The 12,983-nt window shown below is 64.4% G+C and carries 11 protein-coding genes and 4 pseudogenes; 11 read left to right on the top strand and 4 right to left on the bottom strand.

The features are described from left to right. Positions 1-32 precede the first annotated feature (32 nt). Both AC3ANX_RS00355 and AC3ANX_RS00360 read left to right on the top strand, forming a co-directional pair. A complete protein-coding gene (locus tag AC3ANX_RS00355; protein ID WP_488335081.1) occupies positions 33-3,023 on the top strand; it encodes a sensor histidine kinase in 2,991 nt (996 codons plus the stop codon). Beyond that, positions 3,023-3,652: a response regulator gene (locus AC3ANX_RS00360; protein ID WP_488335082.1), complete on the top strand. Its 630-nt coding sequence runs from the start codon at positions 3,023-3,025 to the stop codon at positions 3,650-3,652. The genes AC3ANX_RS00355 and AC3ANX_RS00360 overlap by 1 nt, the downstream gene beginning before the upstream one ends. A gap of 352 nt (positions 3,653-4,004) precedes the next feature. On the opposite strand, the pseudogene AC3ANX_RS00365 reads toward AC3ANX_RS00360, so the two are convergent. Beyond that, positions 4,005-5,249, bottom strand: a pseudogene (locus tag AC3ANX_RS00365) (IS3 family transposase). 283 nt (positions 5,250-5,532) lie between these two features. On the opposite strand from AC3ANX_RS00365, the pseudogene AC3ANX_RS00370 reads away from it, so the two are divergent. From AC3ANX_RS00370 to AC3ANX_RS00395, 6 genes and pseudogenes are all read left to right on the top strand, one after another. Continuing rightward, positions 5,533-5,709: pseudogene (locus tag AC3ANX_RS00370) on the top strand (hypothetical protein); the annotation flags it as partial. A gap of 3 nt (positions 5,710-5,712) precedes the next feature. Then, positions 5,713-6,264: a Na+/H+ antiporter NhaA gene (locus AC3ANX_RS00375; protein ID WP_488336847.1), complete on the top strand. Its 552-nt coding sequence runs from the start codon at positions 5,713-5,715 to the stop codon at positions 6,262-6,264. Between the two features lie 67 nt (positions 6,265-6,331). Continuing rightward, positions 6,332-7,897 carry a DUF389 domain-containing protein gene (locus tag AC3ANX_RS00380; protein ID WP_488335083.1) on the top strand — a complete coding sequence of 522 codons (1,566 nt, stop codon included), beginning with the start codon at positions 6,332-6,334 and terminating at the stop codon, positions 7,895-7,897. 17 nt (positions 7,898-7,914) lie between these two features. Further along, on the top strand, positions 7,915-9,171 hold the full coding sequence (locus AC3ANX_RS00385; protein WP_488335084.1) for a cation:proton antiporter: 1,257 nt from the start codon (positions 7,915-7,917) through the stop codon (positions 9,169-9,171). Further along, a complete protein-coding gene (locus AC3ANX_RS00390; protein WP_488335085.1) occupies positions 9,168-10,577 on the top strand; it encodes a DUF2254 domain-containing protein in 1,410 nt (469 codons plus the stop codon). The genes AC3ANX_RS00385 and AC3ANX_RS00390 overlap by 4 nt, the downstream gene beginning before the upstream one ends. Further along, complete coding sequence (locus AC3ANX_RS00395; protein WP_488335086.1) at positions 10,574-10,885, top strand: hypothetical protein; 312 nt, start codon at positions 10,574-10,576, stop codon at positions 10,883-10,885. Before AC3ANX_RS00390 ends, AC3ANX_RS00395 begins: the two co-directional genes overlap by 4 nt. Before the next feature lie 151 nt (positions 10,886-11,036). Here the strand turns inward: AC3ANX_RS00395 and AC3ANX_RS00400 are convergent, their stop codons facing one another. Together AC3ANX_RS00400 and AC3ANX_RS00405 are read right to left on the bottom strand one after the other, a co-directional pair. Then, the gene (locus AC3ANX_RS00400; RefSeq protein WP_488335087.1) at positions 11,037-11,180 is read right to left on the bottom strand and encodes a hypothetical protein; all 144 of its coding nucleotides are present in this window, start codon (positions 11,178-11,180) and stop codon (positions 11,037-11,039) included. A gap of 30 nt (positions 11,181-11,210) precedes the next feature. Next, entirely contained in the window at positions 11,211-11,369 is a 159-nt protein-coding gene (locus tag AC3ANX_RS00405) for a hypothetical protein (RefSeq protein WP_488335088.1), read from the bottom strand. Positions 11,370-11,456: 87 nt separating this feature from the next. Here AC3ANX_RS00405 and AC3ANX_RS00410 point away from each other — a divergent pair. The 3 genes and pseudogenes from AC3ANX_RS00410 to AC3ANX_RS00420 all read left to right on the top strand — a co-directional run. Beyond that, positions 11,457-11,839 (top strand): annotated as a pseudogene (locus tag AC3ANX_RS00410) (TraB/TrbI/VirB10 family type IV secretion system protein); the annotation flags it as partial. Positions 11,840-11,841: 2 nt separating this feature from the next. Further along, a pseudogene (locus AC3ANX_RS00415) lies at positions 11,842-12,070 on the top strand (DUF2274 domain-containing protein). A 38-nt stretch (positions 12,071-12,108) separates the two neighbouring features. Beyond that, positions 12,109-12,273, top strand: coding sequence for a DNA-binding protein (locus AC3ANX_RS00420; protein ID WP_488335089.1), 165 nt, complete (start codon positions 12,109-12,111; stop codon positions 12,271-12,273). 13 nt (positions 12,274-12,286) lie between these two features. Here AC3ANX_RS00420 and AC3ANX_RS00425 read toward each other — a convergent pair whose 3' ends face one another. Then, a complete protein-coding gene (locus AC3ANX_RS00425) occupies positions 12,287-12,841 on the bottom strand; it encodes a tyrosine phosphatase family protein (RefSeq protein WP_488335090.1) in 555 nt (184 codons plus the stop codon). Positions 12,842-12,983 lie beyond the last annotated feature (142 nt).

Genomic DNA, 12,983 nt, shown 5'->3' on the forward strand with positions numbered 1-12,983 from the left:
TGCTAGTCAGAATTGGCTCCCTGGCGTTCCTGATGATCTCTCTACTCGCGAGTTCCGCTTGCCTGGCGCAGGCGTCCGCTCCGGGCTTTGAATCGTACAAGCATGTTCGTGCTGCTGCCGACGATGGGGCACCTGACGGCCTTCTGAGGATCGCGCAGACATCCGACGGTTACATCTGGGTCGCCGGCGACGCGCTCTATCGCTTCGATGGCGCAACTTTCGAACGGATCGATTGGCCGCAGGGGTCGGGCAAGCGGCACGCATCACCGTCGGCGCTGATGGCCAGCGACCGCGGCGAACTCTGGGTGGGCTTGCGTGATACCGGCGGCGTCGCCGTGTACCGTCAGGGCGCGCTGCGGGATATGCACATGCCCGATCCACCACGAGGCTTGGCCGCTTTCGCCCGAACTTCTGGCGGCACGATCTGGGCGTCGTCAATGGGGCTCGACAAGCGGCTGCAGCGCCTGCGCGGCTCCCGATGGAAGCGAGTGGACGAGGCGCTGAGGTTGCCGCCAGGGTACATCATGGATCTGGTCGTCGCGAGAGACGGTCGATTGTGGGTCGCGCTCAGCGCCGAGAACGGGGAAAGCGGCTCGCTTGCCGTTCTCACGCCGAGCGGGACGCGGTTCAAAAATGTGCCTGTCCGACTCTCCGGACGACCCAAGATCGCGCTCGATCACAGTGGAGCTCTATGGGTGTCGGATGCCGCTGGCACCCGCATGCTGTTCGACGCTCGCGGCATGCGCAGACGCCGAGCTATCGCTCACCCGCCAGTGCCGGGTGTCACAAGAGCGGGGATCACCTTTGACAGCAGCGGGGGACTGTGGGGCACGACGGGGTCGGCGGGGATTTTTCACATCGCCAATCCCACCGCATCGTCTGCCGCCGCTGGCGCACAGGTTCGCCGCTTCGGCGCGGCAAACGGCCTCACGTCCGACACCACCTATGCGCCGTTCGTTGATCGCGAAGACAACGTCTGGATAACGACGGAAGCCGGAATCGATCAATTTCGCCGAGCCGCGGCAGAGCAGGACCCGAGGGTGCCCGCGGATGCCGAACACGGGCTTTCGATGGCTCGAGCGAAGGACGGGAGCATCTATGTCGCGTCGCGCCGGACGCTGTTTCGCATTCCCTCGAACGGTAGCGCTGCGCCTATCCTGAAACTTCGTACCGATGAAATCTCGATGTGCCCGGCCCGCGACGGCGGTGTCTGGGTCATAGAACCGGGCCAGGTCCTGCTTCTGCACGGTGAGCGAGTGCAAAAACTGCCGGGCTATCCCAGCGGCGACGCGAAGATCGCTTGCGCTGAAGACGGGGCCGGCCGTCTCTGGCTTAGCCTTGCCAGCGGCGCGCTCCTGTGGCGCGACTCTTCCGGCTGGCATCGCGCCGACGCGGCGCTCGCCAACCTCAAGATCTGGGATTTGACCACGACGCCGTCGGGCGACCTGGCAATGATCGTTCCTCCTGACATCGCCATCCTGCATGGTAGCCGGCTGGAGAAGATCAGCCTCGGGAAAACGGGCATCGGGACACCCTGGGCCTTGATGCCGGGAAATGGCCCAGTCTCGCCAGACCTGTTTGTCAGCGGCAGCACCGGCCTGGCCCGGAAGCGTGGAAATCGGCTGCGTCATCTCGACGAGAGTCGCTTCCCCTGGATCACCTGGATCAGGACGCTTCAGCAGACAAATGACGGCAAGACCTGGTTGTTCAGCAGAACCGGCGTGTACAGGGTCGCCACGGCCGATCTGGATCGCGCCTTCGAAGATCCGGGTGCACCGCTGCCCTTCACCAAATTCGACGCGTTGGACGGGCTGGCGAGCACGGTTCAGCAAGGGGGGTTCGCCGGCCCGCAAACCGCCGTCGGGGGGGATGGCAGGCTCTGGTTTCTCAACCGGCAAGGCGCGGCGTTTTTCGATCCTGCAAAACTCCAGCCGAACAGTCTGCCGCCACCGGTGACGATTCGGTCCTTCACAGGCGGCGGACGCACGTGGCGCGATCCGGTCAACGTCATTGTTCCAGCAGGCACGCGCACCGTCGATATCGCCTATGCCGGTCTTAGCTTCACGGTGCCGCAACGTGTTCGTTTCCTGTACCGGCTCACAGGAGTCGATGACGCCTGGGTCGATGCAGGCTCACGACGAGCGGCGTCCTATTCCAACCTCGGTCCCGGCCGATACGTTTTCCAGGTGATCGCGAGAAACAGCGACGGCGTATGGAATCGCAGAGGCGCAACGCTGACCTTTCGTATCAGACCCAGCTTCGTGCAGAGCTGGCCCTTCAAATTTCTGTGCGCGGCGCTCCTGCTTGGCATGATGTGGCTGGCCTATTCGATGCGACTGCGCACCGTCGCCGGTCGCATCCGCATGCGGATGGCCGAGCGGGCCGAGGAACGGGAGCGGATCGCGCGTGAGCTCCACGACACGCTGCTCCAGTCGGTGCAAGCGCTCACGCTCCGCTTCCAGCTGGCGGCAGACGATCTGCCGGAAGGCGCGCCTGCCCGCGCGTCGCTGATCACCGCGATCGATACCGCCGACAAGGTCATTGCCGAAGGTCGCGATCGGGTCCGCGAGTTGCGCACGCAGCACGACGGAAACCTGGAGCAGATCATTTGTGAATGCATCACGCGTCTCGGGTTCGACACATCCTTCGTCGTGTCGATCTCCTCGGACGGAGTGCCGCGAAGCCTTGACGACAGGGCACTGGACGAGATCACTCGGATCGCGGGTGAGGCACTGTTCAATATTCACCGCCATGCCAGCGCCACCGAGGTGACGGTGAGAATTCGGTACGGAGCGAACCTGCAAATACGCTTCGCCGACGATGGGAGCGGCATAGACGCCGAAATCGCGGAAGCGGGGGGCAAGGCCGGACATTACGGACTCTTGGGCATGATCGAACGCGCGCGGGGGCTTCGCGGCAACCTTGTTGTCAGGCGCCGGCCCGATCGTGGTACCGAAGTGCTGCTGACGATCCCCGGGGCGATAGCATACAAGCCCCGTATGTTCCGGCAGTGGAGTTTGTGATGGCAGCGCCCATTCGTGTCCTGATCGTCGATGACCATCCGATGGTGCGTGACGGGATCGCTGCCCTGCTCGGGCGGCAGGCCGATATGGAACTCGTCGGCGAAGCCTCAAATGGGGTCGAGGCCATTAAGCGGTTCCGCGAGCTCTCGCCCGATCTCACGCTGATGGACTTGCAGATGCCGACCATGGGCGGAGTAGAAGCGATCTCGGAAATACGCCGCTTGTCACCTGATGCGCGCGTTCTGGTGCTAACGACCTATCCCGGGGACGCGAACGCCGCACGCGCCATACGGGCGGGCGCCGCTGGCTATCTCCTGAAAAATGGCATTCGGGTCGAGCTGATCGATGCCATCCGTTCGGTTCATGCCGGCCGGCGCGCGATCTCCGCCGACATCGCGCATGAAATCGCTACGCACGCTCTGAACGAGGTGCTCACAGACCGTGAGATTCAGATCCTCCGGTTGGTTGCCGACGGGCACGCCAATAAGGAAATCGCCTGGAAGTTGAACCTGTCGAACGACACGATCAAAGCACACCTGAAAACCATCTTTGGAACACTCGGCGTTCATGATCGCACCCACGCGGTCATCGTCGCGGCGCGACGTGGCTACATCGATCCCTTCTCTTGACCCTTGCAAAGCCCATCCAGTCACTTGAACGTCCGCTTTGCTGAAAGTCAGCCCTTTGACGAGCGGTTCAGGAACGACCGAAAAGTCCCACTTGTTGCCGATCACCTCCGCATACGGCTCAGCTCGGCACCGGCGGTGTGCGCAAGTGGAGCCGTTCACGCAGCGTCCGCTCCACAAAGCAACAGAAACAAAATATAATTAACGGAGACGAATAGCGCATGTCGGACACTGCTCAAGCGGGTCGCTGCAACCGATACCACGACACTCCAAAAACCACAGCCTCGCAAGAGCCGGGGGTGTTGTCGTTGGCGGCGGGAAACAGCTGTGGGTTCTCAGCTTAAGAATACGTAGCTCAACCGTTCCGAGCCCTATCCGCGGTCGCGCTCGCGGTAACCGCTGCGCTCGTGACCTGCTCCCCGTTTTCAGGCCGCTGATAAGTTAGCTTCGGTGTCCTTATGCCCGTGGCGGGGGCGGTTCGTAACTCGGCGGGTGCCAGCCCGCCAAGGCTGCTGTGCGGACGCACGGTGTTACAGTCCGTCCGCCATGTCTCGATGATCCGTCTCGCCGCAGCCAGCGATGGGAACAGGTGTTCGTTCAGGCACTCGTCGCGCAAGCGACCATCAAACGATTCCACAAAGCCGTTCTGCTGCGGCTTGCCCGGCGCGATTCAATGCCACTCGACCCCGGTGTCCTGGCACCACGCGAGCACCGCATGACTGGTCAGCTCCGTACCATTATCGCTGACCACCCGTGCACGGCCCGCGACGTTCGGCAATGGCGCTCAGCTCAAGAACGACCCGCCGCCCTGACGGCGAGGTGTCGACGATGCAGGCCAAGCATTCGGCTATAGTCGTCGATGACGTTGAGCAAGCGGAACCGCCGGCCACAGGCCAATGCATCCGACACGAAGTCGAGGCTCCAGCGCTGGTTGGGTTCCTGCGGGATCGCCATCGGTACCCGCGTGCCGAGCGCGCGCTTCCGGCCACCACGCTTACGCACCCCAGACGCTCGCGATACAGCCGGTACACCTTTTTTAGGTTCATGCCTTTCCCCTCTCGCCTGAGCAGGATCGCCAGCCGCCGATAGCCGAACCGGCGACGCTCGTTCGCAATCTCACGCATACGCTCACGCACAGCATCGTCCTCCCTCCGCAGCCTTTCCAACGATGCTGCGCATCGCTGGAAACCTATGCTGCTCCGCCCGCGAACCGGCTCATATTGCCATGCCGACCGATTGACCCCGATCAGCCTGCAGGCGCGACGCTCGGAGAAGCCGTAGTCAGCCATCAGCTTCTCCACCGCAGCGTAGCGATCCACAGGCCGGGTCAGTTTTCCCAGAAGATCCTTCAACGCCGACACGTCCAGCATCGATTCCGCCAGCAGCTTCTTCAGCCGCCGGTCTCGTCCTCGAGCGTTCGTAACTGCGCCGCTTCCGACACGGTCATGCCGCCGTACTTCGCCACCCAGTTGCAGAATGTCGCATCGCTGATGCCGTGCTTCCGGCACAGTTCGGCGGTCTTCACGCTAGCCTCGTGCTCACGCAGCACGCCAATGATATGGTTCTCGGTAAACGGCCTCGCCGCATCGCTCGTCTCCATCTGACGAGCTAACTTACCAATGGCATGATTTCTGGGGAGCAGGTCAGAAACAATTGGTCGAGCTTCAATCGACATCGGTCATGCTAGTCAACCGCAACGTACTTCCAGCATGACATGTATATCTGGTGCATCATCAGACAAACGGTTGCGATCATCTGGGGCTAATGCAATGGTACGATTGGGTGTTCGTCTTCCAATTCGTCGGTGCGGGCAGGCTTTCACGCTGGTCGGGCCGCCAGCGGCCGTCAGCCGTGTCCGGACGATCATACGATGTACCACGCTCATGCGCATCCAAGCGCATCCGCCGATTTCTCGAAGCGAAGTCCTCTGCCGGGATCGTGCTCATGGCCGCTGCTGTAGCGGCGCTGCTGATCGCCAACTCGCCGTCGGGGCCGGATTACATGCGATCCTTGACGCCGGGATCGGGCCGCTCTCGTTGCGGCACTGGATCAATGATGGCCTGATGGCCTTCTTTTTCCTGCTGGTCGGACTGATCCTGTGGGTGCTCGTGCTACGATCCGGCACCCGCGCCACGCTCGCCGGGGTCATGCTGGCCTTCGTCATTCCGATGGAGCGCACGCCCCGCCGTCCCGACGCCGACTGCACCAGTCCCCTGCATCGGCTCGAGCGCGTGTTGCTGAAGCCGATCGGCTTCCTCGTCGCGCCTCTCCTTGAGCTGGCGAAAGCCGGCGTGCCGATCCTGAGACTGCCCCCCGAGGCGTTGATGGCTCCGATCACCCTCGGTGCAGCCGCCGGGCTGATGATCGGCAAGGCGGTCGGCGTTCTCGGGTGCTCGACCCTTGCTGTTCGGCTAGGTTTTGCGGACCTTCCCGCGCATGCGAGCCGCACTCAGATGCTGGGTACTGCGCTCCTCTGCGGGATCGGCTTTACGATGAGCATCTTCATTACGCTTCTGGCGTTTCCCGGCAGTCCTTTGCTGCAGGCCGAGGCCAGGATCGGCATTTTGGCAGGATCGTTCCTCTCCGGTATGATCGGATTTGCGGTTCCGGTATGATCGGATTTGCGGTCTTGTACCGGGCCGGCGCGGCGGTGGGTGCAGCGGCGAAGACGGCGGAGTGAGCATGGAAGGATTGTCCGAGCGCGCCCACGGCGCTGGCAGACGCGTAAATGCCGGAATAGCGCGGCTTGCGCTGTATCGCTGGTGGCGTCGCAGCGTGGTCGGGCCGATCGACCATGAGGCTGTGATCGCCCGCATCGTCGAGGAGAGCGGCTGGTCGCCGCGATACGCCTTCATGACGATGATGTCCGCGGGCATTGCCGTGCTCGGCCTGCTGCTGTCGTCGCCAGCGGTGGTGATCGGCGCGATGCTGATCTCGCCGCTCATGAGCCCGATCCTTGGGTTCGGCTTCAGCCTCGCACTGTTCGACTTCGCCGAGATGCGGCGGTCGCTGCTGGCGCTTGCGATCGGCTCGTTCGCCGCAGTCGCCTTTACCGCACTGATCGTGACCGTGTCGCCTTTGCAGGCGCCCACGGCCGAGATCGTCGCGCGCACCCGCCCCAACCTCTTCGATCTCGCGGTGGCGCTGTTCGCCGCGCTGGCCGGCAGCTTCGCGATCATTCGTGGTCGCGGCGAGACGATCGTCGGAGTCGCGATCGCCACGGCGCTGATGCCGCCGCTCGCCGTGGTCGGCTACGGCTTGGCGACGTGGAACATGCCCGTGCTGGGCGGGGCGTTCGCGCTCTTCGTCACGAACTTCATCACCATTGCGCTCTCGGCGACCGTGATGGCGCGCTATTATGGCTTCGGGCATCACCTCTCCAGCCGCCAGAGTTGGATGCAGACCGGCGTGCTTCTACTGGTCTTCGCGGTCATGGCGGTCCCGCTCGGGCTGGCGCTGAACCGCATCGCGCGCGAGGCACTGACAGTATCCGAGGTCCGCTCGCTGCTTAACGATCGCTTCGGCAGCGACGCCCGCGTGACCCAGCTGGAGGTGGCATTCGACCGCGAACCCAACGTCGTCCGCGCGGTCGTCATCACGCCGCGCGGCAAGATGCAGAAGACGGTGCTACTGCAGAAGGCGATTGAGGATGCGCTGGGCCGCCCGATCCGTCTCGATATCGATCAGGTCCTGCTCGAAGCGGGCGCCGGCGCGCTCGACGCGCAGCGCGAGGAGCTGCGACAGGCCGGCGACCAGACGAACCTCGAGGCGCAGCGCATGACGGCGCTGGCACGAATGATCGCGCTGATTACCGGAGTCGCGGCGGAGGATGTGACCATCGATCGTGATCACCGCCGGGCGACCGCCGCCGCGGTGCCGCTGCCCGGCGCGACCATCGCCACCTATCGCACGCTGGAGGCGCGCGCCGCCGCCGAGACCGACGGCTGGAGCGTAGCGATCGTTCCGCCGCAGGGCCCGCTGCCGGAAATCGCCTTCGCCGACAACGTCGACACGCTTGACACGCCCGCACGCGCGGCGGTTCTGACCTCGGCCTGGGCGGCTCGGCGCTGGAACGTGCCGGCGCTGGGCATCCCCGGCCTGCCGATCGGCGACCCGCCAGTGCGGCCCAACCTTACCCAACGGCGCGCGCAAGCGGTCGCTGCGGCACTGGCCACGCAGGGTATCGCCGCCGCGCCCGCGCCCAGCGGCGGCCAGCGCTTCAGCCTGTCAATCGGAGGTGCTCGGTGATTGGCGGCTTTGCTCTCATGCCGTTCGACGCGGCGGCGATCCTCATCGTCCTCGCTGCCGCGCTCGGGTATCTCAACTACCGCTTCCTCAAGCTGCCGTCGTCGATAGGCCTGACGGTCATGGGCGCGATCGCCTCATTGCTGGTGGTCGCGATCGACCGGCTGCTGCCAGGTGCCGACTTTGCGCGCGACATCGTGCGGTTCATCGCCGGCATCGACTTCCGCACCACGCTGATGGACGGGATGCTGTCCTTCCTGCTGTTCGCGGGTGCGCTGCACGTCGACTGGGGCGAGATGCAGCGCGGGCGTTGGCCGATCATCGTGCTGAGCACGATTGGCGTCGTCCTCTCCACCGTCCTCGTCGGCGGCGGCTTCCTGCTGCTGTCGCGCGCGATCGGGTTCGAGCTGCCGGCGATCTGGTGTTTCGTATTCGGCGCGCTCATCAGCCCAACCGATCCGGTGTCAGTGATGGGCGTGCTCAAGCGCGCGAGCGTCTCGCCGACGCTCGAGGCGACGGTCGCGGGCGAGAGCCTGTTCAACGACGGCGTCGGCGTGGTCGTCTTCACCATCCTGCTCGCCTCCGCGCTGTCGGGCGACGTCTTCTCCGTCGCCCATGCGGTCAAGCTGTTTGCGGTCGAGGCGGGCGGCGGCGTCCTGCTCGGGCTCGTCATCGGCTGGATCGCATTCCGGATGATGCGCTCCATCGACGACTACAAGGTGGAGGTGCTGATCAGCCTCGCCGTCGTGATGGGCGGCTACGCCATCGCACGGCCGCTGCACGCCAGCGGGCCGGTCGCCATGGCGGTGGCGGGGCTGATCATCGGCAATGCCGGCGTCGCGCACGCGATGAGCGAGACGACCCGCGATTACCTCCACAAGTTCTGGGATCTGATCGACGATATCCTCAACACCGTGCTGTTCCTGCTGATTGGGCTGGAGGTGGTGACGATCCCCGGCGATCTCCGCCTCGTCGTCCTCGGCCTCGCCGCGATCCCGCTGGCGCTCGCGGCCCGCTCACTGTCAGTGCTATTGCCACTCCGAGCGATCCGGCCGCGGCACCGCTATGGCCTCGTTGCGCCGGTAACGCTGATCTGGGGTGGCCTGCGCGGCGGCATCTCGGTCGCGCTGGCGCTCGGGCTACCGGACGGGCCGGCGCGTTCGGTGATCCTGGCAGCCACCTACGTCGTCGTCCTGTTCTCCGTCATCGTGCAGGGCGGCACGATCAAGCGGGTGCTGGAACGGTTGACCGCCGCCGATGCGAGGAACGCGGCATGAGGGCACGCCTGCTGCGCTGGTCGAGCGACCTGCGCGAGAGCTACTGGTTCGTGCCGACCGTGATGGCGGTCGCCGCGCTGCTGCTGGCGCTGGCGATGGTCTATGTCGACAGTCATGCCGGCTCGACGTGGATGGACGGGCTGCCATGGCTGTACGCCGCGCGGCCCGACGGCGCGCGCAGCCTGCTGTCCTCGATCGGCGGATCGATGATCGGCGTCGCCGGCACGACCTTCTCGATGACGATCGCGGCGGTCGTCTATGCCTCCGGCCAGTACGGCCCGCGCCTGCTCAGCAACTTCATGTCCGATCGCGGCAACCAGGTGACGCTCGGCACCTTCATCGCAACCTTCGTCTATTCGCTGGTGGTGTTGCGCACGATCCGCTCGGCCGGCGAGAGTGGCGCCGGCGCACCCGCCTTCGTGCCGCAGCTCGCACTTCTGGTGGCGCTGATCCTTGTCCTCTGCTCGATTGCGGTGCTGATCTTCTTCATCCACCACGTGCCGATGCGGATCCACATCAACAATGTGATCGAGCGGATCGGCGACCGGCTGATCGCGGAGATCGACGCGCGCTTTCCAGTCTTCGTCGGCCAGCCGCTGACCGAGCGGGCGGACGATCCGCGCATCCCGTCCGCCTTCCGAGACGATGCGACCCTTGCCGACTTCGAGCGCCGCGCCCCCGTCCGTTCGAAGGACATCGGCTACATCCAACTAATCGACGAAGCCACGCTGGTGGAGGCCGCGCGGGCACACGATCTGGTGATCCACCTGCAATATCAGTCCGGCGATTTCGCGCATAAGGGCAGCGTGCTGCTGGAGGCTTGGCCTGCCGAGGCGTGCGACGAGGACGCCACCCAAGCGCTGCGCGATGCCTTCGCGCTCGGCGCTCGGCGCACCGCGCTGCAGGATCTGCGCTTCCTGATCGACGAGCTGGTCGAGATCGCCGCGCGCGCCCTGTCACCCGGGGTCAACGATCCGTTCACCACCAACAGCTGTCTCGACTGGCTCGGCGCGGCAATGGCGGATCTCGCGCGGCGCGACCTGCCTTCGTGCCTGCGCGCCGACGAGGACGGGACGCTCCGCGTCATCGCGCATCCGGTGACGTTCGAGGACTTCGTCGATCGCGCCTTCGGCGCCCTCGCCCAATATGCTAGCGCCGACATGATCTCCGGAAAGCACTTTATCAACGCGCTCGGCGACGTCGCGCTCGGCTGCGATGATCCGGGCCGCATCGCGACCCTTGGTGCACAGACGCACGCCTTTCGCGCGCTCGCGGAGGGCGCGCTGGACGGCGCGTGCCGTGACGCAGTGCTCGGCCGCGCCGACGATCTGCTCAGGGCCCTGGCCGAACCCGATTACAAGCGCCGTCTGCGTGACGGCACTGCCTGGCTGAGAGGAACCGCATGATCGTCGCCATCGCCCTGATCGTCGCGACCATCGTCATCGTTGCGCTGACCGTCAGCAAGTTCGCGCGCAGCGAAGGGTGGCGGGCCACTGTCACCCCGCTCGCTTCGATCATCGGTTCGGGCTTCCTGATCTGCGGCCCCTTGCTGGCCAAGGAGTTCGGCAGCGCGGCGCTTGGCGCGATGGCGGCCCTCCTAGCCATTGCCTACGCGGCGGGCGCGGTGATCGTGGCATCTATCGATGTCCTTTATGTAAGTCTGCTCAGGTGCGGGGGGAACAGACATGTATCCTCTTCCCGAGTTGATGATTGAGATTGCTGTCGCCCCTTCTTCATTGGATCCGCTGCGCTCGCTGATCAGCGCATGAGGAACGAATGTGCTGATCGGTGTGAAGCAGCAGCAGAGTGCGTAAGCACTCGACTCTCAATGGATATGGCGACCATTGTGCCGGGATGGCGAGCCATCAGTCGCCGAGCCGGATCATCGGCAGAGCCAATAGGCGCACGGCCATGCTGATGGCAAAGGTCGCATCACGGCGCAGGTGCGACAACGGGTTGCGCAACTCCATCAGGCGTTCGAGGTCGTCTGCATCACGCTGACTGATCATGTCGCGTGCGCGGCATCGTTTGAGCGTTTCCTAAAATCGATTTTTTTTCGGGGTGGGTTCAGCGTCGAGCCCCAACGTAGGCATGGCCGCGAGCATCTGCTCGGCCAGTGCCTGTGCCAGCAGCACCGTGGCGGAGAAGTTGCCGTGCACGAAGCTGCTGCGCGCCTCGAGGCGTCTTGAAGTTTTCACGATGACCCTTCGCTGAATCGATCAGCCGTGCGAGGGAAGAATGGAAATCTACAATCCGACGCAGAACATCGTGCGTGAAAAGACCCACAGCGGCTCGCTCTGGTCGTATGGCAGCGCCTCATCCTGCCCGATAGTGGTTCGATCCGGCTCGACAACATGCCGCGACCGATCCGGCGGGCTACGCGGGTCTGACGGACAAAGTCGATTTTCACACTTGGACGCTGCTCAAGGGCGTCGCTATCGCCACCCTGCTTGGTGTCGGCTCGGAACTCTCGATCTCCAGTGAAAGCGATCTCGTCCAGGCGATCCGCGAATCTGCCCAAACGAACACTGCGCGCGCCGGTGATCAGATCACACAAAGAAATCTCGACATCCAGTTCACAATCACGATCCGGCCGGGCGCACCCGTCCGCGTTCTAGTGACCCGTGACCTCATCCTCGCGCCGTGGCGCGGCACGGCGGGGGCGTGAACATGGTCGATCTTAAACTCGGCAAGCTGCCCGACCGCACGCCAGTGAAGCTCGCCATCACCATCACGCCCGATCTGCAAAGCGCTCTCAACGACTATGCCGCGCTTTACGCGGGCTTACGGCCGGGAAGAGCCGGTGATCGAGCTGATCCCGGCGATGCTGGCATCTTTTCTCGAAAGCGACCGCAGCTTCGTCCGGGCGCGCGACGAAGCGCGCAGGGGGCGGCCATGATCGAGCGGGCTTGAGAACAGAAGATCGAACCACTCACGGTGCGCATCTCGACCGCCGTCCGCATTACCGGCCTCAGCCGTTTGCGGATTTACGAGCTGATCCAGTCCGGCGACATCGACACGGTGAAGGTCGGCCGCTGTACGCTGGTTCAGTTCGCGAGCCTGAAGGCACTCACTCGCAGTCGAGCGGAGCCGGATGGTTAAGATGAACGGCTGGTCATTCGATGGGCCCTTTGCGGGCTCGCGCATAGAGTTCGGGACGAGTCCGGGCGAAATGCAGGCGCATCGCCCGGGCCTCGGCAAGATCGGGCGCGTTAGCCTCCCAGGCCGCGACCGTCGCCACCAGCCTGCCTGATCGTCGAAGCAGCTCGTCGGCGAGCGCAACCACGACCAGGTTCGGCGTGACCTCGGGCCTGACCGCTAGCAGTTGCTTCAGCGCCTGCGCCTCATTTCTGGGACCGAGGCGATCGGCGAGGATCGCAAGCGCGACTCCGGCGGAGCGTCCCACACCGTGAAAACAATGCACTAGCAGCGAACGGTCGGTCCAAAACCGCGCGAAAACGACCGCCCACTCTACGTCTCCCAACTTCGCTACGCGGATACGGAGGCTATCCGTGTCGACATCCTCGAACTGGAGGACCAGATGCGCCCGGCCTGGGTCGGGCGCGAACCTCAGTTGCATGTTCGGCCGGGCGCCAGGTTCCTCGATGGTGATGACCGCATCGAACTTTCGCTTGTGGCGCTTCGCCTGTGGCAGGCTTCCGACTGACACGCCGCCGGGGATGGGCGATGCGAGCGGGGTGGGTTTGACGTATTTCGATATGGTTCGTGCTCATGAATTTAGGTGGGAGGATGAGGGCAATTGCGGCGTTGCCTTTGGGACGTGTCGATGCCTTTCCGCAATCGACACGTTC

The sequence above is a fragment of the Sphingomonas sp. BRN-1R genome, assembly GCF_057748035.1.